General features: G+C 68.9%; 24 protein-coding genes. 10 read left to right on the top strand and 14 right to left on the bottom strand.

The features are described 5' to 3' along the window. The first annotated feature begins 141 nt into the window (after positions 1–141). From CCO03_RS17290 to CCO03_RS17300, 3 genes are all read left to right on the top strand, one after another. On the top strand, positions 142–534 hold the full coding sequence (locus tag CCO03_RS17290) for an EF-hand domain-containing protein (RefSeq protein WP_087283097.1): 393 nt from the start codon (positions 142–144) through the stop codon (positions 532–534). A gap of 372 nt (positions 535–906) precedes the next feature. Then, entirely contained in the window at positions 907–1,524 is a 618-nt protein-coding gene (locus CCO03_RS17295) for a PadR family transcriptional regulator (protein WP_087283099.1), read from the top strand. 80 nt (positions 1,525–1,604) lie between these two features. Continuing rightward, positions 1,605–2,051 (top strand): nuclear transport factor 2 family protein, encoded by a 447-nt coding sequence (locus CCO03_RS17300; protein WP_087283101.1) that lies wholly within the window; start codon positions 1,605–1,607, stop codon positions 2,049–2,051. A 168-nt stretch (positions 2,052–2,219) separates the two neighbouring features. On the opposite strand, the gene CCO03_RS17305 is transcribed toward CCO03_RS17300, so the two are convergent. Genes CCO03_RS17305 through CCO03_RS17325 form a run of 5 tightly spaced genes read right to left on the bottom strand, consistent with a single transcriptional unit; the run spans position 2,220 to position 6,580 of the window. Continuing rightward, positions 2,220–3,062 carry a Gfo/Idh/MocA family protein gene (locus tag CCO03_RS17305; RefSeq protein ID WP_087283103.1) on the bottom strand — a complete coding sequence of 281 codons (843 nt, stop codon included), beginning with the start codon at positions 3,060–3,062 and terminating at the stop codon, positions 2,220–2,222. An 11-nt stretch (positions 3,063–3,073) separates the two neighbouring features. Then, on the bottom strand, positions 3,074–3,844 hold the full coding sequence (locus tag CCO03_RS17310; RefSeq protein ID WP_087283105.1) for a hypothetical protein: 771 nt from the start codon (positions 3,842–3,844) through the stop codon (positions 3,074–3,076). Beyond that, positions 3,807–5,015 (bottom strand): glycosyltransferase, encoded by a 1,209-nt coding sequence (locus CCO03_RS17315; RefSeq protein WP_087283107.1) that lies wholly within the window; start codon positions 5,013–5,015, stop codon positions 3,807–3,809. Before CCO03_RS17315 ends, CCO03_RS17310 begins: the two co-directional genes overlap by 38 nt. Before the next feature lie 12 nt (positions 5,016–5,027). After that, positions 5,028–5,774, bottom strand: coding sequence for an ABC transporter ATP-binding protein (locus CCO03_RS17320; RefSeq protein ID WP_087283109.1), 747 nt, complete (start codon positions 5,772–5,774; stop codon positions 5,028–5,030). A 2-nt stretch (positions 5,775–5,776) separates the two neighbouring features. Next, the gene (locus tag CCO03_RS17325) at positions 5,777–6,580 is read right to left on the bottom strand and encodes an ABC transporter permease (RefSeq protein WP_087283111.1); all 804 of its coding nucleotides are present in this window, start codon (positions 6,578–6,580) and stop codon (positions 5,777–5,779) included. Between the two features lie 195 nt (positions 6,581–6,775). Between CCO03_RS17325 and CCO03_RS17330 the strand changes: the two genes are divergently transcribed. Beyond that, positions 6,776–8,500, top strand: a complete 1,725-nt coding sequence (locus tag CCO03_RS17330; protein ID WP_087283113.1) for an NAD(P)/FAD-dependent oxidoreductase — start codon at positions 6,776–6,778, stop codon at positions 8,498–8,500. 418 nt (positions 8,501–8,918) lie between these two features. Then, positions 8,919–9,527 (top strand): hypothetical protein, encoded by a 609-nt coding sequence (locus tag CCO03_RS17335; RefSeq protein WP_157667774.1) that lies wholly within the window; start codon positions 8,919–8,921, stop codon positions 9,525–9,527. Positions 9,528–9,721: 194 nt separating this feature from the next. Here the strand turns inward: CCO03_RS17335 and CCO03_RS17340 are convergent, their stop codons facing one another. Next, on the bottom strand, positions 9,722–11,101 hold the full coding sequence (locus CCO03_RS17340; RefSeq protein ID WP_087283115.1) for an oxygenase MpaB family protein: 1,380 nt from the start codon (positions 11,099–11,101) through the stop codon (positions 9,722–9,724). Positions 11,102–11,196: 95 nt separating this feature from the next. Here CCO03_RS17340 and CCO03_RS17345 point away from each other — a divergent pair, with 95 nt between their 5' ends. Then, the gene (locus CCO03_RS17345; RefSeq protein ID WP_087283117.1) at positions 11,197–11,937 is read left to right on the top strand and encodes a CerR family C-terminal domain-containing protein; all 741 of its coding nucleotides are present in this window, start codon (positions 11,197–11,199) and stop codon (positions 11,935–11,937) included. Between the two features lie 221 nt (positions 11,938–12,158). Continuing rightward, positions 12,159–13,127, top strand: a complete 969-nt coding sequence (locus tag CCO03_RS20535; protein ID WP_236903919.1) for a DUF3025 domain-containing protein — start codon at positions 12,159–12,161, stop codon at positions 13,125–13,127. A 255-nt stretch (positions 13,128–13,382) separates the two neighbouring features. On the opposite strand, the gene CCO03_RS17355 is transcribed toward CCO03_RS20535, so the two are convergent. The 3 genes from CCO03_RS17355 to CCO03_RS17365 form a co-directional block, all read right to left on the bottom strand. Then, positions 13,383–14,195, bottom strand: a complete 813-nt coding sequence (locus tag CCO03_RS17355; protein WP_157667775.1) for an alpha/beta hydrolase — start codon at positions 14,193–14,195, stop codon at positions 13,383–13,385. Continuing rightward, positions 14,174–14,707 (bottom strand): alpha/beta hydrolase, encoded by a 534-nt coding sequence (locus tag CCO03_RS17360; RefSeq protein WP_157667776.1) that lies wholly within the window; start codon positions 14,705–14,707, stop codon positions 14,174–14,176. The genes CCO03_RS17355 and CCO03_RS17360 overlap by 22 nt, the downstream gene beginning before the upstream one ends. A 155-nt stretch (positions 14,708–14,862) precedes the next feature. Next, entirely contained in the window at positions 14,863–16,977 is a 2,115-nt protein-coding gene (locus CCO03_RS17365; protein WP_087283126.1) for a TonB-dependent receptor, read from the bottom strand. A 1,414-nt stretch (positions 16,978–18,391) separates the two neighbouring features. Here CCO03_RS17365 and CCO03_RS17370 point away from each other — a divergent pair. Then, positions 18,392–19,048: a flavin reductase family protein gene (locus CCO03_RS17370; RefSeq protein WP_087283128.1), complete on the top strand. Its 657-nt coding sequence runs from the start codon at positions 18,392–18,394 to the stop codon at positions 19,046–19,048. Between the two features lie 340 nt (positions 19,049–19,388). Here the strand turns inward: CCO03_RS17370 and CCO03_RS19965 are convergent, their stop codons facing one another. Beyond that, complete coding sequence (locus CCO03_RS19965; protein ID WP_157667777.1) at positions 19,389–19,583, bottom strand: hypothetical protein; 195 nt, start codon at positions 19,581–19,583, stop codon at positions 19,389–19,391. 134 nt (positions 19,584–19,717) lie between these two features. Between CCO03_RS19965 and CCO03_RS17380 the strand changes: the two genes are divergently transcribed. Then, positions 19,718–20,164, top strand: coding sequence for a hypothetical protein (locus CCO03_RS17380; protein WP_087283132.1), 447 nt, complete (start codon positions 19,718–19,720; stop codon positions 20,162–20,164). A 302-nt stretch (positions 20,165–20,466) separates the two neighbouring features. On the opposite strand, the gene CCO03_RS17385 is transcribed toward CCO03_RS17380, so the two are convergent. After that, positions 20,467–22,917 carry an adenosylcobalamin-dependent ribonucleoside-diphosphate reductase gene (locus tag CCO03_RS17385; protein WP_087283134.1) on the bottom strand — a complete coding sequence of 817 codons (2,451 nt, stop codon included), beginning with the start codon at positions 22,915–22,917 and terminating at the stop codon, positions 20,467–20,469. A gap of 14 nt (positions 22,918–22,931) precedes the next feature. Between CCO03_RS17385 and CCO03_RS19970 the strand changes: the two genes are divergently transcribed. Then, positions 22,932–23,126, top strand: a complete 195-nt coding sequence (locus CCO03_RS19970) for a hypothetical protein (RefSeq protein ID WP_157667778.1) — start codon at positions 22,932–22,934, stop codon at positions 23,124–23,126. A 577-nt stretch (positions 23,127–23,703) separates the two neighbouring features. Here CCO03_RS19970 and CCO03_RS17395 read toward each other — a convergent pair. From CCO03_RS17395 to CCO03_RS17405, 3 genes are all read right to left on the bottom strand, one after another. Beyond that, positions 23,704–24,201: a nucleoside deaminase gene (locus CCO03_RS17395; protein WP_087283138.1), complete on the bottom strand. Its 498-nt coding sequence runs from the start codon at positions 24,199–24,201 to the stop codon at positions 23,704–23,706. A gap of 82 nt (positions 24,202–24,283) precedes the next feature. Next, a complete protein-coding gene (locus CCO03_RS17400) occupies positions 24,284–24,874 on the bottom strand; it encodes a malonic semialdehyde reductase (protein WP_087283140.1) in 591 nt (196 codons plus the stop codon). Between the two features lie 179 nt (positions 24,875–25,053). Continuing rightward, positions 25,054–25,647 carry a DUF2917 domain-containing protein gene (locus tag CCO03_RS17405; RefSeq protein WP_087283141.1) on the bottom strand — a complete coding sequence of 198 codons (594 nt, stop codon included), beginning with the start codon at positions 25,645–25,647 and terminating at the stop codon, positions 25,054–25,056. Positions 25,648–25,741 lie beyond the last annotated feature (94 nt).

A 25,741-nucleotide genomic window follows, 5' to 3' on the forward strand; every position in this document is an offset into this window, starting at 1 on the left:
GAAACAAATCGCCCCTGAGGCAGAGCGGCATGCGCCAAGCACAGCCGGCGCCCGCCCCGCTCGCCCCGCGAGTGCAAACCTGTCACAGTTTGGCCACCCCGCTGCGGAACCCTGCGCCGCGGTCTATCCTCCAAGCCCCCCATGCACGTCATCCGATTCCCTGCCCTCGCCGCTCGCGCCGCCTGCCTGTCTGCACTCCTGATCCTGCCGCTGGGCGCCCAGGCCCAATCCACCGCCAGCGCACCTGCCAGTGCTGCCAGCCAACCCAGCAAAGGCGAACGCCAGGCCGAGATCTGGTTCAAGATGCTGGACACCAACCGCGACGGCTACCTGTCGTGGGACGAGGTCAAGCACATCCCCCCGCTGGCCAAGGACTTCAAGGCCGCCGACACCGACGGCAACGGCCTGGTCAGCCGCGCCGAGATCCGCGCCCTGAGCAAAAAGCGCCTGGCCGAACGGCGCGCCCGTGAAGCCCAGGAAGCACGCGACGCCCAGGCACCGGCGTCGGCGCCCACCCAAACGGATGCCCCGTGAGGGGCAACGCCGCCTGACGCGCGGCCGCCCGCGGCGTCCCCGGCGGTCGCGCTGAACGAGCGCCAGCGGGGCAGCGCCAAGTCTCGCCGTCTTGCAAGACGCCTGGCGCACCACCCCCGCATCCGCACCGGCCCGCCTCGCTGCCGGCAGGCGCGTCATGCTCCCCGGAGCGCAGACGCAGACCGACACGCCGTTCACCGAGCGCCCGCTGCGCGACCAGGGATTCCGAGCCTGGCCCTGAACGGGTCGCATGCCCCCCCGCGTTCACCCTGATGCGGCCGGCGACTGCCGTGGGCACACTGGGGTTATGCAACAAGTTGCACAACTCCGCCGCGCGACCCACCCGTCACGAACTTCCCACCCGGAGGCCCCATGGCGCTGAATGCCGCGCTGCTCAGCGCACTGGCCGACCAGCCCGGCACGGGCGCCGAGCTGGTCAAGCGCTTTGACCGGACCTACGGCCACTTCTGGGCCTGCACCCACCAGCAGATCTACCGCGAACTGAAACAGCTCGTGGCCCAGGGCTGGGCCTCGACCCACCCGTCCGACAAAAAAACCGGCAGCGTGGTCTACACCCTGGCGCCCGCCGGCCGGGACGCCCTGCGCAGCTGGACGCGCGAGGGCGGTGGCCATGCCGTGTCGCGCGACCCTTTCCTGGTGCGCCTGCGCGCCATGGCCAACGTGGACGACGCCGATCCGCAGGCCGCGTTGCTGGAGGCGCGCGCGCGGCACCTGGCCCGGCTGCAGCACTACGAAGCCCTGCACCGGCGCCACTTTGGCGAACCGGGCGTCTGGTCGCCCGGCACCTCGCGCCCCATGCTGCTGCGCCAACTGGTGCTCGATGCCGGCCTGCGCCGCGAACGCAGCCAGCTGGACTGGTGCGACGCCAGCCTGCATGCCCTGCGCACCCAGGCGGGCGAGGCGAGTCCGGCCCACCCCGACTCGCCCGCGTCCTCCTCGAACCCCGACACGCGGCCGCCCCCGTCCTGAATCCCGCCTGCGCCGGCCTGCCCGCGGACCGGTGCCTTCCCGCGCAAGCCCGGCTTGCGTTTCATCCCCTGGAAAATCCCATGAGCACCTCCCCCGCCACCGCCCAACCCGTGCCCGCCGCCGTCCTCCGCAGCCTCGCGGTGTGGCACGACATCCTCACGCGCAACGCCATGGAGGAGCTGGACCCCCTGCTCAGCGACGAGATCGTCTTTCGCTCGCCCGTCGCCTTCACGCCCTACCCGGGCCGCGCCGCCATCAAGCTCATCCTGAAAACCGTCAACACGGTGTTCAGCCAGTTCGAGTACCACCGCACCTTCTTCAGCGAGGACGGCCTGAGCGTGACCCTGGAGTTCAGCGCCAACGTGGGCGACAAGCGCGTCAAGGGCGTGGACATCGTGCGCTTCAACGCCGACGGCCAGATGCTGGAATTCGAGGTCATGGTGCGCCCCATGTCAGGCCTGGCCGCGCTGGCCGAGCAGATGGGCGCCAAGCTCGCGCCGCACGCCCACCTGCTGGGCGCCAAGTGAGTTGGCCCAGAACGGGACGCGACGCCCTGGCTTGGTCTTGATGGAGTATGGGCCGATCTCCGATGTATTCAAATCGACAACCCATGCATACTGCATGAATTCATCCACATCACCAGCCCCTGACCCAGGCTGATCGGTCGCGAGGCACGCGTTGGCGAGCGCGAGGTTTCACAGCCTGGCGGCAATCGCCAGGGCTCGGCGGGCGGCCACGGCGCCATCCATGGCGCTGGCCAGGTCTGTGGCCTGACCTTGAAGTGCACGCTGCCAAGCGCTGTACTGGCGTGTCAAGGCGTCGGTGGACCCGGGAGGGCTGGGGCTGGACAGGTCCAACACCCGGTCTTGCCGATGATCCGACCGCCAAGCCAGGCGGGCGCGCGACCGGGGTGCCGAATGGATGGCTCGCAGCTGGATGGCCTGGCCGTCCAACGCCAGCTGCACCGCCACCGAGCGCGGTTGCACGTGAACCGACAGGACCTCGCAGCTGGCCTGGTGCGGCAGGCCCAGCAGGTGCGCAGCCAGGTCCAGGTCGTGCACCATCAGGTCCATCACCAGGGCTTCGGCACTGGCCTGGGCATGGCAGGCCCGCTCGAAGCGCAGGTGCAGGGGGCGCACGGGCCAGGCGTCCTTGTGCAGGCAGGCGTTGAAGCGCTCGATGTGCGCGGTGCACAACAGGCGGTTGGTGCTGCACTGGGTGGCCAGCATGGCCTCGATCTCGTCCAGGCTGGGCGCAAAGGGCTTTTCGACCAGCACATGGATGCCGCGATGCATCAGCGCCATGGCCATGGCCGCGTGAGCAGGCGCTGGCGTTGCCACCGTCGCCACGTCGATGCCCGGTGGCAAATCCTGCAGGCTCGCCACGGCGAGCAGGCCATCGGCCTGCGCGGCCTGGCGGGCATGGGGGTCGGGATCGACCACGCAGGCCAGCTCGAAGGCACCGTGTGTGCGTGCACGCAGGGCGTGAACGCGGCCAAAGCGGCCGTACCCCAGCAAGGCCATGCGGAGCGCGTGCATGTCTTGCCTGATCAGTGCGGGTTCAGCCAGTTCTGCACCAGGCGGCGCAGGTGCTCGGCGCGGATGACCTGGGCATAGACGCCAGCGCGGGCCTTGGCTTCGCCGGCGAGCTCGAAATACGGCGTGGTCGCTGGCAGGCGCTGGTCTTCGTAGGGGGTGCGTGGCGCGGTGTACAGGCACTCGGTGGCGAAAGCGGCATGGCCATACGTGGTCAGCATGGTGTGCAGCTCCTGCACCAGCACCGGGCTGCACTGCTGGGCATAGCGCCGCATCACCTCGATCTTGTGCGCCAGCTCGCTGTCGGAGAGCTGCAGCCGATCCGCCTCCTGAGCCTGGCGGGTCGGGTCACTGGGGTGGCCAATCAGCGGAAACTCAAGGCAGGGCATGGGATGGCCGGCCTCGGTCAACCGGGACACCAGCTGGTTGGCCAGCACGCGACACACGTCGTGCGTGGGGTTGTAGCCCTCGGCCTCATCGGCCACCACGGCATTGAACTCTCCACGCAGGCCGGCCTGAAGCAGGCCCTCGAGCCAGCGGCTTGGCAACGTGGCATCGCCTTGCAGCAAGGCCTGGTACACCGCGCCATCGGCCACGGGCTGCAGCCAATCGCTGCGCACCCGCACGCCCAGGGGCGTCATCAGGGCTTCGGTGTCGGCCAGCCTGGCCTGGCCGTTGGCGCCATCGCCATGGGTCAGCACCACGATGTGGGGCCGCGTGTGGCACACCCAATCGTGCAGGCGCAGCTCATGGCCGGGGTGAGCGATCAGCAACAGGGGTTTCATGTTTGCGCTCCAGAGAACGCGCTGCCAACCAGCGCAAGGGGGCGGTGATGCGCCAGGACGCGCTGGCGAGCAAGGCCTCACGATGCCGACGCACCTGGGTCAACTCCTCGTTCAGGGCGTGCGCGTGTCGTGCGGTCTGGCTGAGTTGGGCGTGCAGGTCCTGCAGCTGCAGCGCCAGATCGCCGGCATGGGTCCCCACCTCCTGCAACTCCTGCTCGGCGGAGACAGGTGGGCGCGCGGCCTCGTCAGCCAGCACCTGCAGGGCCAGGGCCTCCAGGTGCTGAACGGTGGCCGGTAGCGACGCGTGCTCGCGCACGTAGGCACTCACGGTGGCGGCATCCTGGGGCCGGTAGGCGCCCAGGGCCAGGTCCACCGACTCCGGTGTCACGGCCTGCCGCAACAGGCGCCGGCCAAAGTTCCAGCGGTGCCAATCCTGCATGTGCGCTGGTGTCACCAGGCCACCCAGGCCCATGTTCTCGTTGAAGAGGATCACCGCACAGCCAACGGCCATGGCCTCCATGGCGGCGCGCGCCTTGGCAAACACCAGGTCGTACTGGCCCAGCAGCAGCTCGGGCGACCTGGCCTGCTGGCCCACGCCCGCACCGATGACGTCCAGCGTGAGGCCCCGTGCGGCACAGGCGGCGCGGATGACGGCGGTTTCAGCGCTGTGTGTCGCGTAGTTGCTGAAGATGGCCGCCCGCATCGGCTGGGCCGGCAGCGGCCTGCGTGGCACAAAGCGCTGCAGGTCCACCCCGTTGCCCACGATGGCGATGTCGGCACGTGCAATGCCGTGCTCGAGGTACAGGCGCTCGGCGCAGTTCTCATCCACCGCGATGTATTGCCGGATGCGGGTGAAGCGCGGCGGGCGGCCATGGGGTGCCGTGCGGTCATGGCAGATGGAGATCGCAGGCACACCCGCAAAGCGCAGCAGACAGGCCACGGTTTCGTCGTGCGTGTTGCCCACGATGAGGTCTGGCGGCTGCGCCACAGCGCGCAGGTCGGTGATGCAGGCCACGCATTGGGCGCGCAGCTCATCCACCATCTCACCCATGACCGGGGCGTAGACGGTGACGGTGTGGCCGCGCTTGAGCAAGGCCAGCGCCACGTCGCGCACGAACAGTTCGGCGCCGGTGCGGTGGGCCATCACACACATGGCCAGGAGGATGTGCATGGCCGATCTCCTTCAGGCAGGGGCGTGGTACAGCGCCAGGCAGTCGTCGACGGGCCCGCGGTGCACCAGCTCGCCGTTGCGCAGCAGCAAGGCCTCGGTGCAGAAACGGCGCAGCAGCTCGTCGTTGTGGGACGCCAGCACCAGGATGTTGACACGTGACATCAGCTGCTGCAGCCGGCACTGGGCCTTGGCCTGGAAACGGGCATCGCCGGCACCCACCACCTCGTCCATCAACAGGATGTCGGGCGAGATGGCGGTGGCCACGGCAAAGGCCAGCCTCAGCAACATGCCCGTGGAGTATGTCCTGACGGGCATATACAGACGATCGGAAAGCTCAGTGAACTCCCTTACATCAGCGATCAAGGCCTGGGCCTCTCGCCGGCTCATGCCCATCACGATGCCGCGCGTGACGATGAAATCCAGACCCGAGGCCTCGGGGTCCATGCCCAGCATCAAATCGGTCAGGGCGGACACGCTGCCTTGCACCTGCAGCTGGCCATGCGTGGGCTCGTACACGCCCGAGAGCACGCGCAGCAGCGTGGATTTGCCCGCGCCGTTGTGGCCGATCAAACCCACCCGGCTGCCCGAGGTGAGTTCCAGGTTGACGTGACGCAAGGCAGAGACGGTGCGCGCACGCGCCGGAGCCCCCGACTTGCGCAAGCCTTCAAAGCGGAACAAGGCATTGATCAGCCCCACGCTTTGCGCGTCGAACACCGGGAAGTCGATGGCCACGTCGGTCAATCGGATGAACGGTGCCATGGTCACAGCCAGTAGGTGATGCGCTTGCGCGCCAGCACATAGGCCAGGACACACAGGCCGGTGAGCACCAGCAGCGTGAGGCCGGCCACGAGCCAGGCGGAGGCCGGCGCAGCCTGGCCCAGCAGCGGCCCGCGCATCAGCGACAGCCAGGCGGCCAGGGGGTTCAGCGTGACCAGGAGCTGGGACTTCGCCGAGGTCAGCAACTCGGCATGCCACATCACCGGGGTGACGAAAAAGGCAATCTGCAACAGGCTGCTGACCATCATGGGCACGTCCCGGTAGCGCGCGCAAATCAGGCCCAACAGCGCCACCACCAGCACCGCACAGGCGATGCACATCAGCATGCCCAGCAGCCACCAGCCCCACAAGGCGCCGCCCAGCTTGCCGCCAAAGGCCAGCACCACCACGATCAGCGGCAGCTGGTGCGCCAGCAGCAGCAGGTTGCGCCAGACCACGCGCAGCACGAAGCAGAATTTGGGGTACGCCGCCTGCTTGAGGAAGGACGAGGCATCCATGTAGGTGCGACAGCCATCGTTGAAGGTGCTGGTCATGAAGCCGAAGAACACATTGCCCAGGCAGAAGTAGGAGATGTAGGTGCCTGCGTCTTGCTTGAACAGCTGCGCACCCAGCCAGCCGAACGCGGCCGTGAAGACCGCCGTGTTGATGGCGATCCAGGTGGGGCCGAGGAAGGAGCGGCGGTACTGGCGCAGCACGTCCTGCCAGCCCAGGTGCGTCCAGAACGGCCATTGCCGCCACGAAGCGACGATGTCCCGTTGAAGCAATTGCCATTGGCTGAGGACCTGCATGTGGGGGGCGTTCCATCAAACGGCGTGATTTTGGGTCATCTTTCCCGCTTTGGAGGTGGAACGTGTCGCCCAAGCGAGCAACTGGCCGATTTGACCGGCACTGGCTGAGTGCCACCGAGCTACCCGCTGGCGATCCACACGGCCCTCCCCGGCGCCGTATCATGTCGGCCCCTTGCCAAATGACCACTGGCCACCATGATCCGAATCGCTGAATTGCGCCTGCCGCTGTCCGCGGCCGAGGCGCCCGAATCCGCCCTGCGCGCCCTCGCGGCCCAGAAGCTGGGCCTGCCGCCCGATGACTTGGCCCAGCTCACCGTGTTCAAGCGCAGCTTCGACGCGCGCAAGGCCGAGCTGCTGGCCGTCTACATCGTCGACCTGAGCCTCAGCCGGCCCGAGGACGAGGCGCCGCTGCTGGCCCGCTTCGGCCAGGACCCGCACGTGCAGCCCACACCCGACATGACCTGGCACGCGCCCGTGCAGGGCCCGCTGGCCGGGCAGGACGCGCGGCCGCGCCCCGTCGTCATCGGCTTTGGGCCCTGCGGCATGTTTGCGGCCCTGGTGCTCGCGCAGATGGGCCTCAAGCCCATCGTGCTGGAACGCGGCAAGACCGTGCGCCAACGCACCAAAGACACCTGGGGCCTGTGGCGCAAGCGCGAGCTGACGCCCGAAAGCAACGTGCAGTTTGGGGAGGGCGGCGCTGGCACGTTCTCGGATGGCAAGCTGTACTCCCAGATTCGCGACCCGCGCCACCTGGGCCGCAAGGTGATGCGCGAATTCGTGCAGGCCGGCGCGCCCGACGAAATCCTCTACGTCGCCCACCCGCACATCGGCACCTTCAAGCTGGTCAAGGTGGTCGAAAACATCCGCGAACAGATCAAGGCCCTGGGCGGCGAGGTGCGCTTCGAGCAGCGCGTGACCGACATCGTGGTGGAGAGCGGTCCGCAGGGCCGGCATTTGCGCGGCCTGCAGGTGCTGGACCAGGCCACGGGCCAGAGCCAGACGCTGCGCTGCGACCACGCGGTGTTCGCGCTGGGCCACAGCTCGCGCGACACCTTCGCCATGCTGTACACGCACGGCGTGACCCTGCACGCCAAGCCATTCTCGATCGGCTTCCGGGTCGAGCACCCGCAAGGCCTGATCGACCGCGCCCGCTGGGGCCGGCACGCCGGCCATCCGCTGCTCGGTGCGGCCGACTACAAGCTGGTGCACCACGCCAGCAACGGCCGCGCCGTCTACAGCTTCTGCATGTGCCCGGGCGGCACCGTGGTGGCCGCCACCAGCGAGCCCGGCCGCGTGGTCACCAACGGCATGAGCCAGTACTCGCGCAACGAGCGCAACGCCAACGCCGGCATCGTGGTGGGCATCACACCTGAGGACTATCCCCGCTCGCCGTTGGAATTTGAACGGGAACTGGGCCATACCCATGGTGTCGAGGCCTTGGCCGCCGACGCGCACCACCCGCTGGCGGGCATCGTGCTGCAGCGCCAGCTCGAGACCCGCGCCTACGAGCTGGGCGGGCGCGACTACTCGGCGCCGGGCCAGCTGGTGGGCGACTTCGTCGCCGGCCGGCCCTCGCGCGAGTTCGGCGAGGTGCAGCCCTCGTACAAGCCCGGCGTCACGCTGGGTGACCTGCACCCCAGCCTGCCGGCCTACGCCATCGAGGCCATGCGCGAAGCCTTTCCGGCCTTCGGCAAGAAGATCAAAGGCTTTGACCGCAGCGACGCCGTGTTGACGGGCGTGGAGACGCGCACCTCGTCGCCCGTGCAGTTCGCGCGCGACGAGGCCTTCCAGAGCCCCGGCGTGCGCGGCCTGTTCCCGGCCGGCGAAGGCGCGGGCTACGCGGGCGGCATCCTGTCGGCCGGCGTGGACGGCATCAAGGTCGGCGAAGCCGTCGCGCTGGCCATGCAGGCGCAAAGCTGACCCGCCGCCACGGCAGACGGTACAGCGCCATCAGCCCGAGGGAAGGGAAGCGCCGACCCGAGGCTTGCCACCCAGCGTGGGCGGCGTGACGATCAACGGGGTCGGTGCCCGCCGACTCCGCGTGCACGGCGCGCCCGCCTGACTGGGGCTGGGTCACCGCGTCGCGGGCCCTGGCTTCGGCGTGGGAATCATCGCCAAATCCGCTGACCGGAGCGTGCACCAGCTCGGATTCAACGCCTTGATCGCGGCGCGCCCGCAGCCTTGAGGAGGTCGTGCAACCCACATGCCTCGACCGCCCCTTGACGCGGCGCCCCGTGCCGTTCAGGCAACACGCCGGCCCTGGCCCTCGCATCGAGCCGGTTGATCGTGACTTAGATTAAACATAAAGTATTAATTTTTGACAAACGATTGGCTGGCCATGCTCACCTCACCCCGACGCCTTCAGCGATCGCCCTTCAGCTGGCGCCATGCCGCATGCTTGGCCGTGCTGGCCGGCGCCAGCGCGGCCGCCTCTGCCCAGACGCTGGACTACAGCCTGGCCCTGACCGATGGCGTGGTGCCCGACTACCACTTCGACGACGGCATGCCGTGCAACATCCACACCGAGCGGGGCGAAACGCGGTACCGAACCCTCCAGATGCAGGTCACCACAGCTGGGGACTACCGCTTCCTGGACGCCAAAGCCGATGTCGCCTACGACGGCTACCCGGACGGCAGCCTGGGCATCTACGGCGGCACCTTCAACCCCGCCAGCCCGGCCACCCACTGCGTCGCCAGCCTGGACGACGACCAAACCTACACGCTGCCCGCCGGGGTGTACACGCTGGTGTTGGCCTCGCAAAACGACATGGCCGAAATCCCTGGTAACTACCGCTACACCATCAGCGGTCCGGCTGCGGTGGTGCTGCGCGCGTCTGGTTCAGACGCCACGAAGTCGGTGCCCAGCCTGGGCGGCTGGGGCTTGGCCATGCTGACCGGCATGGCGGCCCTGCTCGGCGGACGCCGGCTGCGCCAGCGCAAGCCTTGAGCCGCGCGCGCCGCCAGGGGTCGCGCCGATCCACCGGCCCGCATGGGCTGAGCGCCGGCACGCCAAGAGCAACCCGGTCCGGCCACAGGTCACGCGACTCGAGTTGGGGCGGCAGTTCACTGGCTTGAACGCCAAATCCAGCAGTATCCGCACATCCCGATGACAAATCCATCGGAATGGGCAAATACTGCCATTCAAGAACGCTGAGCGGCAGCCGTTGCCCCGGGCCGGTAGTGGGCGGCATCGGTCGTGAAATCGGCATGGCCGTAGCGCTGCAGCAGCGTGCCCAGCTTGCGCACCAGGCGGCGGTCGGCCGCAGCCCGCACGCCGGGCACGCGCTGGGCCAGCGCGTACGGGGCCATGGTCAACACCCCCAGGCCCATGCCCACGGCCGCACGCAGTTTGTCGCGCCGGCTCACCGTGACCCCAATGCGTTCGGCACGCGCGAAATCTCCGCCCATGAAGTTGCGCACGAAGAACAAGCGGGCCACGCTCGGTTCGCAGCGCGCGCGCACCCCGCCGGCCCAACCCGGGTCGCGCCCCAGGTCGGCCGCCATGGTGGAGCGGATGAGCGCGCCGCAGGTGGCGTCGTCAAAGCCCGCGCGCAAGGTGGCGTGCCGCGTCTGCAGCACGTCGACGAGGGCCTGCGGCGTGTCGGGCAACAGCTCGGCCGGCAGGCCCAGCAGGTGGCAGCGGTAGCGCGCCAGTTCGACCTGGGCGCGCTCATCGGGCGTGAACTGTTGACCCGGACGCTGCAGCGCCCGCTGCGCCACCAGGTAGGCTGAAATCAAGCCGGCCGGCATCTGATCGACCTGCGGGATGGGGATGCCATAGACCTGGGTGTTCCACAGGCCGGGCTTGGTCAAGGCATGAAAACGCACCATGGCGTGCATGAGCCGCACCTGCGCCGCCGCCTTGAAGCCGGCGCCGTGGCGATCGAGCGCCCCGGGCAGGGTGGACAGCGTGAAGAAGGTGGCGGTTTCCAGCACCCGGCGTCCCGAGGTCTCGTTGGACAAGGCCCCCGTCAGCGCCATGGGCAAGGCCGTGTATTGGTTGGTGAAGGTGCCGAAGAACGCACCGCGGATGACCAGGGGCGCGATGTGGGCCATGCTGTTGCGCGAGGCGCGCGCGCCTTGCGCCACCAGGTCCATGTCCACCCAGTCGGGCACCCCCTCCATCTCGCGCACGAAGGCATGGAGTTCTGGCGGTGCATCGGGCACGGCCTCGACACCGCGATCACAGGCCAGCGCCAGCATGTCCACCAGCTTGCGAAAGCCCAGCGACGGGATCAGGCACGCATAGGCATCGGCCACCACATCCCCCATGAAGGTGTAGGTGCGGATGCGTTCGACCAGCTCGCGGTTGCGCAGCAGGGTTTCACGCCGATGGGCAAAGGCCGGCATCAAGACCGAAGGCTGAGCCATGTCCTCGGTGTAGCGCTCGGGCCAGGTGTCCAGGGGCAAGGTGCCATACAGCAGCGGCACCTGCTCGCGCTGGTGGACGAGGCGGGCCATGAGCGCCTCGCTGCTGGTGGGAAATGGGGTGGACGCGGGCGCGCGGGCTGCAACGGTCATGGGAAGGTCTCCGGGGCTGTGTTTCGCCAATTATTATCAATTGATAGTAATTTGACCAGTACCATCGCCACATCTTTGTTGCCGCCCTGTTTGCCGTGGTCACAGCGCCGACCTCCTCCCACCGAGAACCCTCACCCGCCCGCGCCAAGCTCAAAACCGAGGGCTATGCCAAGGGCGACGCCGCGCGCCAACGCGTGCTCGATGCCGCCCTGTTGGCGTTCGGCCAAGCCGGCTTCAAGGGCGCAACCACGCGCCAGATTGCCGAGCAGGCCGGCGTGCAGCTGCCCGCCATCGCGTACTACTTCGGCAACAAGGACGGCCTGTACCTGGCCTGCGCGCACGAGGTGATCGCGCGCTACCGCGCCCGCGTGGGCCAGGCGGCCGAACACGCGCTGGCGCTGCTGCAGCCACCCCGCCCAACCGACACGCCATCGCCACGGTCGGCCCAGCAGGCCTACGACGCGCTCTCGCAACTCATCCACGCCCTGGTCGGGTTGCTCGTCGGCTCCAGCGAATCGCAGCGCTGGACCGCCTTCATCGCCCGCGAAATGGGCTCGCCCGGCCCGGCCTACCAGCTGCTGTACCGCGACCTGTGGGCACCGGGCGTGGACCTGGTGACGCGCCTGATCGCCCGCGTCCAGGGACCGGCCGACGACACCCCCGCCGCCCTGGCGCAGGCCCGTGTGCAGGCGGTGCTGCTCATCTCCAGCCTGGTGCGCTTCCAGTCGGGGCGCGAGCTGGCGCTGCAGCTGCTGCAGTGGCCGCGCATCGGCCCCGACGAATGCGCCACCATCGCCGCCGTGTTGCTGGCCCCGCTGCAACCCGCCCAGCGCTGATGGTCACCCGCCATGGCTGCGCGCCTCTCCCATCGCACCAGCCGTCCGCCGATGCGGCTGGCGGCCCCTGTTGGCCCGGGGCTGATCAGGCCTGGTGGCAGGCCTTTGGCACCCTGATCCCAACCCTGAGCCCTGCGCTGAGCCTCGACATTGGCAAGGCAGTATCACCAAGTACTCGTTTTCATGAAAACGAAGGTGACGCCATACTCCACCATTCTCGGGTGCACCCCCGCAACGTGGCCGAGCAGCTCAACGCGGTGGCGCAGCGGCACCCCGAGCCGCCGCCCGTGCGCTTCGTGCCGCAAGCAGCGCTGCCCGCGGGCGAAGCCTACGAAGCCTTCATCGCCCGCACCGGCTGCGTGCCCACGCGCGACAACTGGCACGACCTGCTCAACGGCCTGGTCTGGCTGCGCCTGCCGCGCACCAAACAGCGGCTCAACCGCCTGCAGATGGCCGAGATCGCCCGCGACGGCGTCGGCGCGCGCCGTGGCCCCGTGCGCGACGCCTGCACCGTGTTCGACGAGAACGCTGCGCTGCTGCACGCGCCCGACGCGCTGTGGCTGGCCCTGCTCGAGCGCCGCTGGGCCGACCTGTTCGGCCCCTTGCGGCCGCTGTGGGCGCACAGCCGGCTGCTGGTGTTCGGCCACGCCGCGCTCGAAAAGCTGCTGACGCCCTACAAGTCCATCACCGTGCACGTCTGGCGTGTGCCGCAACCCTTCGACCCCGCGGGCGACCTGCGCGAGCTGGACGCCTGGCTGGCGCAGGACCTGCGGCCCGCCACGCTGACCGCCCCGCCCTGGCGCCCGCCGGTGCGTTCCGCCGACGGGCTGGGCCCCAATGGGCCAAGCCAAGCCACGCATGCGCTGGCTGGCGGGCCGAACGGCTTGGCGACTGCCTTGACGACCGCCTTGCCGATTGGCGAGCCGATTGGCGTGCCGACTGGCGTGCCGATTGGCTCGCTGCACGATGCGCCGCACGCGCTACCCACGTCTTCGCACCCGACGACCGGCACGCGGCTCGGGCAACCAGGCGATCTCCAGCACGGCGAGCCTCGCAGCAAGCCCCATGGCCAGCCCGTCGGCAAACCCTTTGCCCCGCTGCCGATACTGGGCGTGCCGGGCTGGTGGGCCGGCAACCGCGAGCCGGGCTTCTACGACGACGCCACGGTGTTCCGCCCCGCTCGGCGTTGACGGCGTGCGCATGGCCCGTCGGCGGGCTTGCCCACCGCACGCGTGAAGGCGAGCGGTCTGCATCCCGCCTCACCTAGAGTACCGGCCGATTCCGATGATCTGCTCATCGAAAACGCCTCTTACTACCCCCATGACCTCGCAGTGGATGACCTGGATCCGCCTCTGCACGGTCTGCTGCAGCGCCTCAAGGGGCTGAATCACCTGGCTGGAGGCGCGGGCTCAGGCGCACGGGCAGCCGCAACCCCGCGCCAGACCTCAGTGCGCCGAGGGCGCCGTGCGGGCTGGCGACGGGCATCGCGCCAGCGCGGCCCGGAACGAGTCGGACTCGGTTGAAGCCCCGGCGGGCGCGGCGGGGTCGGTCGCCGTGGCCTGCCCGGCCGCACTGCTCGCGGACGCACGCCCTGCAGCCAGCAGTTGCACGACCTTGGCATCGCGCGCAGCCTGGGCGTCGTGGCGGGTTTGGGCGCTGTGCGCCATGGCCCGGCCGATGCGCCCGAGTGCGCCCTGGACGCACGGTGTCGGCGCGTGGCGCCGGGCCAGCTCGCAGACCAGTTGCAGCGCTTGCGGCGTCAGCCCTGCCTCGGCATGCGCCAGGGCGAAGTGCGTGCTTTCAAACAGGCTGGGCGGCACGTCGGCCCCATAGCGCTGCGCGCGCCGGTGGCGGTGCGCCAGGTAGGCCGTGTAGTCAGCTGGCGTGACGCGCTCGGGCATGTCGAACGGCCAGCCGTCGAACGCCAGCCGCAGGCCATCGGCCCAGGTGGCCTGGGGCGTGGTGCCATGGTCGTCCTGCGCGTACTGCACACGCTGCCAACGCAGACGCCCCTGCAGGGCCGCGGCCGGCTGGCGCTGCAGGAAGTCGGCCACCGCATCGACCGACGTGGTGATGGCGCGTTCGTTGCGGCCCGAGCTCAGAACCAGCAGGCGCTCGCCCGGCACTGCCAGCACCTGCGGCCACGCGGCCTGCAGCCGCTTCAGGGGCTGGCCCTCATCCCACCAGAGCGAGGGGCTGGCCAGCACATGGGCCTGGAACAGGCCGGGCCGCGTGGTCAGCGCATGCAAACCGAACAACCCGCCGTAGGGTGGCCGAACAAGGCGCGCCAGGCCGTGGTGCGGTAGCTGCGGTCCAGCGCGGGCAGCAGCTCGTGCTCGATGAACGCGAGGAAGTCGTCGGCACCGCCGGTCTGGGCCGCATGGGTGGCCTGGGGGCCAACCACCGGCGTCGCGGTTTGGGGGCCGGGGCCGCGCGGCGCGTCCGTCACGCGCGCCGGCGTCAGCTCGCGGCTGCGGTCTATGGGCGCGACGGCGACGACGAGAAGCTCGGGGATCACCTCGCCGCGCGCCAGAAAGCGCACCAGGCTTTCGGTGTGCGCCAGCTGCTGTGGCCCGTCGAGCAGCACCAGCACCGGGTAGCGCAGGCCAGGCTCGCGGCCGTAGCTCGCCGGCAGGCTGACGGCCACGCTGCGCGACTGCCCCAGCACGGCGCTGTCCAGGGTGAGGTAGTGCACGGCCGCTGCCTGCTCGGCATGGGCGCGAAACGCAGGCGGCACCGCCGACGTGGCGGTGAATGTCCCCGTGGGCACGCCGCTGTGCGCAGGCGCGGGCACTGGCACCGGAGCCGCCGCCCACGCGGCGCCCTGGCCCGGCACGCTGAGCAGCGCCAGGCCCAGCAGCACCGCCAGCCGGATGGGGTGGACACGGCGCGCCGGGCTGCGCCGTGTTGGAGCAGCAAGCGGGCTCAGAACGACACCGTGGCGGCCAGTTTGAAGGTGCGCGGTGCGCCCGGCATGACGAAGCCATCCGAGAACACGCCCGTCCAGTAGCGCTTGTTGGTCACGTTGTCGATGGCTGCGTTCAGGCGCAGCGGCACGCTGCCCACGCGGGTCTCGTACTTGGCGTTCAGGTCAAACCGGTGCCACGACGGCACGCGCACCTTGTTGCCCGAATCGGACCACTGCGCACCGGTGTAGACCACGCGCCCGCCCACGGCCAGGCCGGGCACCGGCGTGGACCACTGCAGGCCGAGGTTGGCCGTCCAGTCCGGCACGGCGAACGAGTCCAGCCCGGTGTTGAGCTGCTTGGCCCGGTTGTGGGCCACGCCGCCCAGCAGCGACAGCTGCGGCAGGACCTGGCCGAACACGTTCCACTCCAGGCCGCGCAGGCGCTGCATGCCGCCTTCGGTCAGCGTGTTGTTCACGTCGATCAGGGTGGCGCGCTTGATCTGGAACGCGCTGAGGGTGTGCGTGAGCGCGCCCTGCTGCAGCTTGACGCCGACCTCCAGCTGCTTGGTGCGCGTGGGTTTGAAGGTTTCGCCCTCGTTGGCGTAGCCCACGCCCACGGTCTGGCCGGCCTGCAGGCCTTCCATGTAGTTGCCGAACAGCGACACGGTGTCACCCCAGGGTTTGACCACCACCCCCAGCGACGGCGAGATGCGCTGCGCGCTGTAGCCGCCCAGCTGCTGCACCTTCTGCAGGCGCGCACCCAGCATGAGGTGGGCGCGCTCGTCCCACGCGGTCATGGTGTCGGCCACGACGAAGGACTGCAGCTTGTCGTCCACGTTGTAGGCGGGCTCGGCCGGCGCCGCCGGGAACACGGGCGTGACGGGGTTGTAGATGTTCTGCGCGTAACCGGTGTTGGCACGGTTGGCCGTGCCTTCCTTGTAGCGCACCAGGTTGTAGGCCACCTGCAGGCGGTGTTGGACGGCCCCGGTGCTGAACTTGCCGATGGCGCCCACGTCCAGGGCCAGGCGGCGCGACTTGGTGCTGACGTTGTAGACAAAACCCTGCGAGGCGCCGTCTGCCCCCGTGACGATGGTGCGCGTGCCGAACATCAGGCCGTCGCCGCGGCCCTCGGAGCCGCCGACGGCCGCATAGCCCTGCCACTGGTCGTTGAAGTCGACCTCGCCCCGCACCATGGCGCCGGTGTTCTTGTAGATGCCCTGCGTGTCGCGGAACATGTTCACATCGCCCTTGGGCGGCGCCAGCAGGTAGCCCAGGCTGCGCGCGAAGTTGAACATGCCGGGGCTGCCGTTGCGGATGCTGTCGCGGTTGCTGTACACGTCCAGCCACAGGCGGGCCTTGTCGCCCTGCCAGTCCAGGGCCAGGGCGCCCAGCTGGCGGCGCTGCTTTTCGTCCTCGGCGCCGGACTTGCCGTCGCCATAGACGCCGTTCACGCGCAGCCCCAGGCGCTGGTCGGCCCCGAAGCGGCGGCTCACGTCGGCATGCACCTGTGCGTACGCATCGCTGGCGAACGAGGTCGTCAGCTCGGTCAGCGGCTTGGCGCCGGCGCGCTTGGTCACCAGGTTGATGGTGCCGCCCACGGCCTCGGCCGGCGCCATGCCCGACAGCAGCGCGCTGGGGCCGCGCAGCACCTCGACGCGTTCGAGCATCTCGACCGGCACGTGGTTGGCCGGGGCAATGCCATACAGGCCGTTGGTCGCGATGTCCATGGCCGAGACGTCGAGGCCGCGGATGGTGAAGTTCTCCAGCATGTGGCCGTTGTTGGTGGTGAAGCGCACCGAGGGGTCGCTTTCCAGCACGTCGGCCAGGGTGTAGCTCACCGTGTCCTGGATGAGCTGGCGGGTGTAGGCGTTCACGCTCACGGGCGCATCCACGATGGGCACGTTGCCCAGCACGCCCAGGCGCGCCCCCTTGGCCGCCTGGCCCCCGGGCGCCACGCCCGGCAGCTCGTTGGCCTCCAGCGTGGCGCTCACCTCCACCGACGGCAGGGTGCCGCCGCTGCCGGCTGCGCCGGCCTGCTGGGCCAGGGCCGGCAGGCAGCACAGGCTGAGCACAGCCAGGGCAATGGGGTGGCGCGCGGGGCGGGCGCCGGAACGCAACAGCGAAGCTTTCATGTCAATCGACCTTGGGTTGGGGAAGGAGCCGCCTGGGCGTGGCGGCCGGGGCGTGCAGGGTCTTGCTGCCGGCGCCAGGCCAGCCAGGCAAAAAAGCACGAAAGAACCAGGCACAAGACACCCAGTATCAAACCATCCTCTTTATTGATGAAACAGAATTGCATGGATACTGCCTGATCAATGAACACACCCACCAGCACCGCGAGCTGCACCAGGCGTTGCACAGCGCTGTGGCCCACAGCAGGCCGGTGGCGGCCCGGGCCGTGCCCCCGTGCGAATGCCCAGGTCAGTGGCGCGCACGGCCAGCACGCCCAGGGCCCCGAACACGGGCCCCAGCACACCGCCACGCCAAACGCCGGGCTCGCGGGGCGTGGTCAGCACCCACGCCCCGCCCGCCAACAGCAACCGCATCAGGCCCTGAGTCATGGTGTCGATCAGCCTGTAAATGAAAATGATTCTTATTATAAAAGCTCACCCGAGGCGCATGCCTTGCCCGGCAGGCGCGCCGTCGGCGCGCGGCTGATCGGGTGCCCGTGTGCCCGCGCCCACACCAGCGCGGGGGGCCTCGATCTGAGCGGCATCCGCGCCCATGGCCGACAGCCACTGGCCCACGATGGCGAGGTGGCCCCTTCGGCCTGCGCATCGGACCAGAGCGCACCACCCAGCGACACCAGCCGCAGGTGGTCAAGTGCGACTTCACCGCGCACGCCACGGCCCAGCACCTCCGCCGCCGGCATGGCCTCGGGTGCGCCCACGGCCCCGGCCCAAGAAGGCGAAGCGGTCCGCGCCCATGTCCTGCACGTTGGCCAGCCTGGGCGTCAGCCTCGGTCCGGTGAGTCGTCCGTCGGCTGGCATCATCGGTATGCCTCAGCTTCCGTTCCTCAGAAAACGACTGTGCAGGGTTACTGCCAACCCGATCCTGTCCCCTCGCGTTCACGGCTTGGCTTGCACCCCACACCAGCCGCCCCCAAACCGCTGCGGACCCACTCCTCGAGCGTGTGCGGGCGCTGGCCGCGCTGGTGTGCCCCCGCGATCAACCGCCCTGCCGCCCCTGAGACGCCATCCCCACCTGCGGCTCCAGGTGGATCCCGATGTGGCGCCCGACCGTGCCGCGAAGCACCCAGGGCGCCTTGCCGTGCAGCATGCAGCACCTCGTCAAGAGGTATCCGCCTGGCTTCTTTTCTCATCAAGCGGCGCTGACTGCATACCTAAAAGCAATCCAAGCCGGCTGCGATGCAATCGCTGAAATGCGCCCATGCGCCTGTGGGCAACGCCACATCGCTCGGCTGCCGGTCCACCGCGCGGCGCCTGGCTGGCCCGCGCTGTGCATCGCCGGAACCGCAGCAGTGGTGAGGACCGAAAGACCCGAAGGCAGTCCCCGGGCCGATCGCGGGCCGGCAGCGGCCTCGCCACAATGGCGGGTCGACACCCGCAACCAGGAGCGCCTGTGCCCCAGACCGCCACCCACTTTTACGAACCCAAGGACGGCCACCGCCTGCCGCACGACCCCTTCAACGCCATCGTGGCGCCGCGCCCCATCGGCTGGATCTCGACCCAGGATGCGCAGGGCGTGCTGAACCTGGCGCCCTACTCCTTCTTCAACGGCTTCAACTACAAGCCCCCCATCGTGGGCTTTTCCAGCCTGGGCGACAAAGACAGCGTGCGCAACGCACGGGCCACGGGCGAGTTCGGCTGGAGCCTGGCCACCCGCCCGCTGGCCGAGGCCATGAACGCCAGCTGCGCCATGGTGCCGCCCGAGGTGGACGAGTTCGCCCTGGCAGGCCTGACGCCGGAGCCCTCGCGCTGCATCGCCGCGCCGCGCGTGGCCGAGAGCCCGGTGTCGTTCGAATGCAAGGTCACGCAGATCCTGCAGCTGCAGAACGCCGCCCACGAAGACCTGCCCACCTGGGTCGTGTTCGGCGAGGTGGTGGCCGTGCACATCGCCGAGCACCTGCTGATCGACGGCATCTACCAGACGGCCGCGGCGCAACCCATCTCGCGCGGCGGCGGCCCGGCCGACTACTTCGACGTGCGCCCCGACAACCTGTTCAAGATGCGACGCCCGGGCTAAAGGTCCAACCCCTTCACGCCCATGCGATCGTCGCTGGCGGTCTGATGCCTGCGCTGGGTGACGCGGTCGATGCCGCGCACTTCGTTGACGATCCGGCTGAACACGCGCCGCAGGGGCCGATCAGGAGGCGCGAAGTGCGCCCCGCCTCGTTGCGGGGCTGGCGCAAGGGCGTCGCCCTGGTGCCACGGTGAACGGGCGCGGTGCAGATGTGGCCACAAGGGAAATCCCATCCAGTCGCCCAGCGCGCGCCTGTGGCCGTGATTCAGCGGCGGGGTCTGGCGGTCCACGTCAGGCCGCTCCCGGCGCTCGGCTCCTTCCTGCACCAGGCCCTTCAGGCCCTTCAGGCCATCTTGGCGTGAGCGTGGGCCAGCCCGATTTCGGCGAGCGGCACCAGCTGCCGCAAGTCCTCCGCACGACGTGTCGGCCGCGCCCAGGCGGGCGTGGCGCCGTCCAGCCTCCCCTCAGGCCGGTGCAAGGCCAGCACCCGGCCAGCAGCACGTGTCGCCTGCGACGCGTGCTGCTGTTCGCCTTGCATCACCCATCCTTCCCTAGGGTATGGTGCAGTGGTCGTTTCCAAAGAATCGACGGTGCCCTCATACTGCCTGCACACCCTGGCGACCCAGTCCTCTGACAACGCCAGCCTCCGTCCCTTCACCCACAGGTCACACCATGCAGCATTCCGACATCCGCGCGCGATTGGCCGACCTTTCCGATGACGAGCTGGTGCGGCGCGTCAGTCAAGGCATGCTGACGCCCGAGGCCCATGCGCTGGGTCTGGCTGAACTCCAGGCGCGCGGCCTGCCCGAGTCGGCGATCGCCGCTCAGGCGCCAGACGAGCCCGACCCCGCCGCCGACACGCCTGACCTGGGCGACTGGGTGTTGCTCGCGCGTCAGCTCGAACCCACCGAGGCCCACTTGCTGTGCGGCTTGTTGCAGGCTTGCGGCATCGCCGCATCCGCTGGCGACACCGAGCTGGTGCAGGCCAACCAGCTGTGGAGCATCGCGCTGGGAGGCGCCAGCGTGCGCGTGCCGGCGAGTCAGCTGGCCGAAGCCCAGGCCATCCACGCCGCCCTGGGGCGCGGCGAGTTCAGCCTGGACGACGACGCGCCGGTCTGACGCGGAACCCCGCGTCTGGCCAAGCGGCAGCAGGGCCTGCTCCCGCTCAAGTCTTCCTGGCGGGCAATCTCGGCGCCAGCACCTCGCCAGCGCTTTCATCGGTCAGGTCACCCGGGAGCACCAGCGTGCTGGAAACGTCTACCACGCGTTGGAGGCGGCCAGCGCATCGGCACCGTACTCGGCATCGGCTGATGCCGGGTGGCGCCGCCCCTGACCAAGCAGACCCGAGCCCCCACAACACAACAGGCCCTCGCAAAGGCCTGTTGGGGTCATCCGTGCAGGCTCACCTGCGGGTGCTGGGTTCAGCCACAGCTGCCCACGAAGCCACACTGCGTGCAGTACTCGCAGCCGTCTTTCTTGATGACGGCGTGGGCGCCGCATTCGCCGCACTTCTTGCCGGCCATCACGCCGTGACCATCGGTCAGCGGCGCCGCGGCCACCGGCGGCGCGGGCAATTCATCGGCATCGAACAGCGATTGTTGCTGGCGTTGCTCGATCAGGTTCTGGATGGCGTACGCGATGGCGGCGACTTCGGAGTCGTGCCAGCGCGGCACGTGGGCGCCGTCGGCGCGCTCCACCGTGCCCAGGCGAACAGGACCGCGATCCCAGGCCACCTTGCGCATGTCGCTCAGCGCAGTTTCGAGGAAGCCGCCACGCGCGGCCAGCGACAGGATGCGCATGGTCGAGGTGATCCATTGCTGCGACTCGCCGCTTTGGCCCACGGGCATGAAGAACTCGATGGCCCGCTCGACCGTGCCCTTGCCGTCGGACTTGGGCATGGGCAGGAAGGAGACGATCAGGTACAGCGTCTTCTGGCCTTCCTGCGTCCAGTACTCGATCTTGTCGGCCACGGCCTGCAGCGCGCCACGCGGGCGGCTTTCGATGACCGCGCGCATGGGGTCCACGGGCTGCACCACCGTGGGTACGGGGGCGGCCGCCTCGGCAGGCTTGCTGGGCGTGACTTCGAGCACCGAGCCCAGGATGTCGTTGGGCCGGTAGGTGGCCATGCCCTTGAGGCCCGAACGCCAGGAGTTGACGTACAGCTCCTTGAAGTCGTCGTAGGGGTAGTCGGCCGGCACGTTCACGGTCTTGGAGATGGACGTGTCGATGTAGGGCTGGACGGCCTCCATCATCGCCACGTGGTCCGCGGCCGACATTTCCAGCGCCGACACGAAGTACGCCGGCAGCTTGTTCACATCACCACCGAGCGACTTGTACAGGCGCCAGGCGTGGTCTTCCACCGTGTATTCGCTGCGCGAACCGTCGGCCTCACGCTTTTTGCGCGTGTAGGTCCACGAGAACGGCGGCTCGATGCCGTTCGAGGCGTTGTCGGCAAAGGCCAGGCTGACCGTGCCCGTGGGCGCGATGGACAGCAGGTGGCTGTTGCGGATGCCGTGCTTGCGGATCTCGTCCTGGATGTCCTGCGGCAGGCGGCTGGCGAACGTGCCCTTGGCCAGGTAGCCCTCGGCCTTGAACTTGGGGAACGCGCCCTTTTCCTGCGCCAGCCCCACCGAGGCGCGATAGGCCGCGTTGCGCATGGCCTCGCCGATCTTGGTCGCCATGTCGCGACCTTCCTTGGCGTCGTAGCGCAGGGTCAGCATGGCCAGGGCATTGCCCAGGCCGGTGAAGCCCACACCGATGCGGCGCTTGGCGGCGCTTTCGGCGCGCTGCTGCTCCAGCGGCCAGAAGGTCACGTCCAGCACGTTGTCCAGTGCACGCACCTGCAGCGCCACGACCTTTTCGAAGGCGGCGAAGTCGAACGAGGGCACGCCCCCGAAGCCGAAGGCGTTGCGCACGAAGCGCGTGAGGATGATGGGGCCGAGGTCGCAGCAGCCATAGGGCGGCAGCGGCTGCTCACCGCAGGGGTTGGTGGCCGAAATCGTCTCGCAGTAGTGCAGGTTGTTGTCGGTCCCGATCTTGTCGAGGAACAGGATGCCCGGCTCGGCGAAGTCGTAGGCCGACTTCATGATGGTGTCCCACATCTCGCGCGCAGCCACGCTCTGGTAGACCCATTTGCCGTCTTCGCGCTGGAAGGCGCCCTTGGCGATCAGGTCCTTGCCGGGCTTGGCGATGTGGACCAGCTGCCACTGGGCATTGGCTTCCACGGCCTGCATGAAGCTGTCGGGCACGCCGACGGACACGTTGAAGTTGTTCCAGCGCCCCGGGGTGCGCTTGGCGGTGATGAACTCCAGCACATCGGGGTGATCGATGCGCAGCACGCCCATCTGCGCGCCACGGCGGGCGCCGGCGCTCTCGACGGTCGAGCAGCTCTGGTCGAACACGTTCATGTAGCTGCAGGGGCCCGAGGCCTGCGAGGCCGTGCCCTTCACATCGGCGCCACGCGGGCGGATGCGCGAGAAGTCGTAGCCCACGCCACCGCCGCGGCGCATGGTTTCGGCGGCTTCGCGCAGTGCTTCGTAGATGCCGGGGTAGCCCTCGTCATCGAAGCCCTGGATGCAGTCGCCCACGGGCTGCACGAAGCAGTTGATCAGCGTGGCCTGGATGTCGGTGCCCGCGGCACTCATGATGCGACCGGCGCCGATGGCGCCTGCGCGCAGGTTGTCGAAGAACAAGGCTTCGTACTTGGCCTGCAGGTCTTTCTTTTCGACCGAAGCGAGCGCGCGCGCGACACGGCGAAACAGCGCGTCGGCATCGACCTCGTCGCCCTTGAAGTACTTCTCCGCCAGCACATCACGGCTGATGGGTTGCATGTCCTGGGCGGTGGCGTCAGCCGGCATGGCGTCTCGTTTCATTGATGGATTCCTGTATGAAAACACAAGCGGACTGGATGGAAGTGGCGCTTGCGAAACCGCTATTTTTGCATTTTGTGGCCCGCACTGCCGAAATCGACAGGGCCGGAATCACGATTGTGCGCATTGCATCATGGTGGCCTGGACTTGTGTCGAATTCTTTCAATTTCAAGCACTTAGACGGTGCATTCGGCACTTGGAAAACGACTTGAACGACGGAATTCCTGGGCTCCACGAGGGCGGGCGCTATTTAAATCGAAGCATGTCGACAAGGCCTGTCCGCAGCAGCACCGACTCCTTCATTTGGTTACACACTGAGGTCAAGTTGATTAAGGGTTTACCCCAGACCTCGGGGCCGGGCAGTTCAACCCATGCAGATCAAGTGCTTGCGCGCGATGGCCTCGCGCCTCAAAACCCTGAGGATGGCATGGCTTATGAATGAGAATGATTGTCGTTTGCGTATATACTTCACCCATCGCAGCGACGTTGCCCTGCAGCTCGCAGCGATCAGGTTCTTTGGTTCATCGTGGGTCGACCCGGCAATCGGGTCGGTTTTGCTAGCCAGCGGGCTTCCGTCAGCCAAGCTTTTTTTCCTCGATGCCTTGTCAGGACCCTGAACACCCGTCCCTTTGAGGCTGCACCGCGCCATCCGTGCGCTGGCCATGCCTTGCGCACGCCGGCGCCTTGATGCCGCGGTCCGTGCCCATCTCCTACGCCCACCCGTGTCGGATCGACCCTGTTCAGGGCGACCTCGTCCTCGCGCCTGGGATCCGCCTGTCGAGGGCGTCCTCACGCCGGGCGGAAGGCGCGCGCGTACAAGGCCTTCATGCGGGCCTCGAACTGCGGCACGGGGCCGGTGAGCGGCACGCCGGGTGCGATGTCGTGGATGGGGCGGCAGTTCACCGGCAAGGGCGGCACGCCCCAGTCGCGCAACCACCCGCCCAGCTGCGCCGCCGACGTGACGTAGACGATGCGCCCCAACCCCACCCACGCATGCGCGGCCGCGCACATGGGGCAATGCTCGCCCGAGGTGTAGACCGTGGCGGCCGCGCGCTCCGCCGCGCTGAGGTGGCGCACAGCCCATTCGACCAGGGTGAACTCGGGGTGACGTGTGGCGTCGCCGTCTCCCACGCGGTTGTGGTCCTCGAAACGCACCTGGCCATCGCCATCGACGAGCAGCGACCCAAAGGGCTGGTGGCCGCTGTTCAAGGCCTGCTCGGCCAGGTCGATGCAGCGCGTCAGGTGTGCCAGTGCCGTGGGGCTCAGGTCGGGGTCGGGTGCAGTCATGCTGAGAGGTCCTTGCTGGATTCAATCGTGCAGTATTCGCCCATTGCCGTCGTCTTGAAAACGGCAATGGACCCATACTCTGTCAAACGATGCGGGCGATGTCGTCGAAGTCAAAGCGTGGCAGGCGCTCGAACAGCGAGGCCGCATCCCCCACGCCCAGGTTGATGAGCATGAACGACCGCCATCGGGGCTGATCGGCCAGGAACAGGCTGTCGGTCTTGGCCGGGTCAAAGCCGGACATGGGGCCGCAATCCAGGCCCACGGCGCGCGCCGCCAGCATGAAATAGGCCGCCTGCAGGGCGGCGTTCAGCCGCGCCGACTGTTCGCGGGCCGCCGCATCGCCTTCGAACCAGGCCTTGGCATTGGCATGCGGGAACAGGCGCGGCAGGTGGTCGTGGAAGTCGAGGTCGAAGGCGACGATGGCCGTCACGGGCGCGGACATCACCTTGGGGGCGTTGCTGGCCGACACGGCCGTGACCAGCTGGGCCTTGGCTTCGGGCGTGCGCACGAAGCGCCAGCGCGCTGGACATTGGTTGGCCCCGGTGGGGCCAAGCTTCATCAGGTCGAACACCTGGCGCAGGGTGTCGTCGCTGACCTCACCCGAGAAGGCGTAGTAGGTGCGCGCTTCGCGAAACAGTTGATCCAGGGCCTGGTCGTTCAGGGGGGAATGCATTCAATCTCCAAAACAGTCGATCACCAACGCGGTGGCGGCGCACAGTGTAGGAGGCCCGCCTGCCCGGCGGCGTGGCGGGCACGGGCGACCGCGACAAAGCCAGGGGCTCCGGTTCGCCGCTGGTTAGCGCGGGCCGCTCGTGCCCGCCGCATGGACCAGCCGCTTGCCCCCACGTGGAGTCAGGCGGTCAGCGGCGTCACCGCCTGCCAGCTGACGCGTGCCCCGGGGCCGCTGGCCTCCAGCAGCCAAGCCGTGCCGCCCTCCACCAGCAGCGACTCACCGGCGCAGGCGGTCACGTCGCGGGCTGGGCCAACGCAGCGGCGGCGGCCTGGGCTGACCGGCGTCATCCACACCGAACCGGCGTGCACGTGCAACAGACCACGCGCGGCCGGCTGCCAGATGACGGGCTGAGTCGGCACAGCGGCGCCCGGCGCGACGGTGCCCGACGCAGCGGCGCCCGACGCATTCACCAGGCCCGGCGCCGGCTGCCGGCGCGCGCCCGCATCCAGGGACGGGGCAGCCGGATGAATCGAAGGTGCCGCATCGCTGGCCGCCGGTGCCGCGCACTGGACGCGTCCGGCATGGTCGGCGAGTGTGACCGAGGGGGCCCACCCCACGGCCGCTCGCGCCAGCCGCCACCATCCATGCCCAACGCGCATGACGCGCCGCCACAGCGGCGGCTGCGGATCGCGCAGGGCGCACGGCAAGACCGAGGCATCCCGCACCGGACGCCAGCCCGCATCGGCGGGCCATGAATGAATGAGGTGTGACATGACGGGGGGATTGAAAGACCAATCAGGCCCGCCATGGTGCGCGCCGCGCCGCTTGACGTCCAACGCCGAATGGCGGTTGAATTGATGCCGATCA

This window comes from Comamonas serinivorans (assembly GCF_002158865.1).
GTDB lineage: Bacteria > Pseudomonadota > Gammaproteobacteria > Burkholderiales > Burkholderiaceae_C > Comamonas_E > Comamonas_E serinivorans.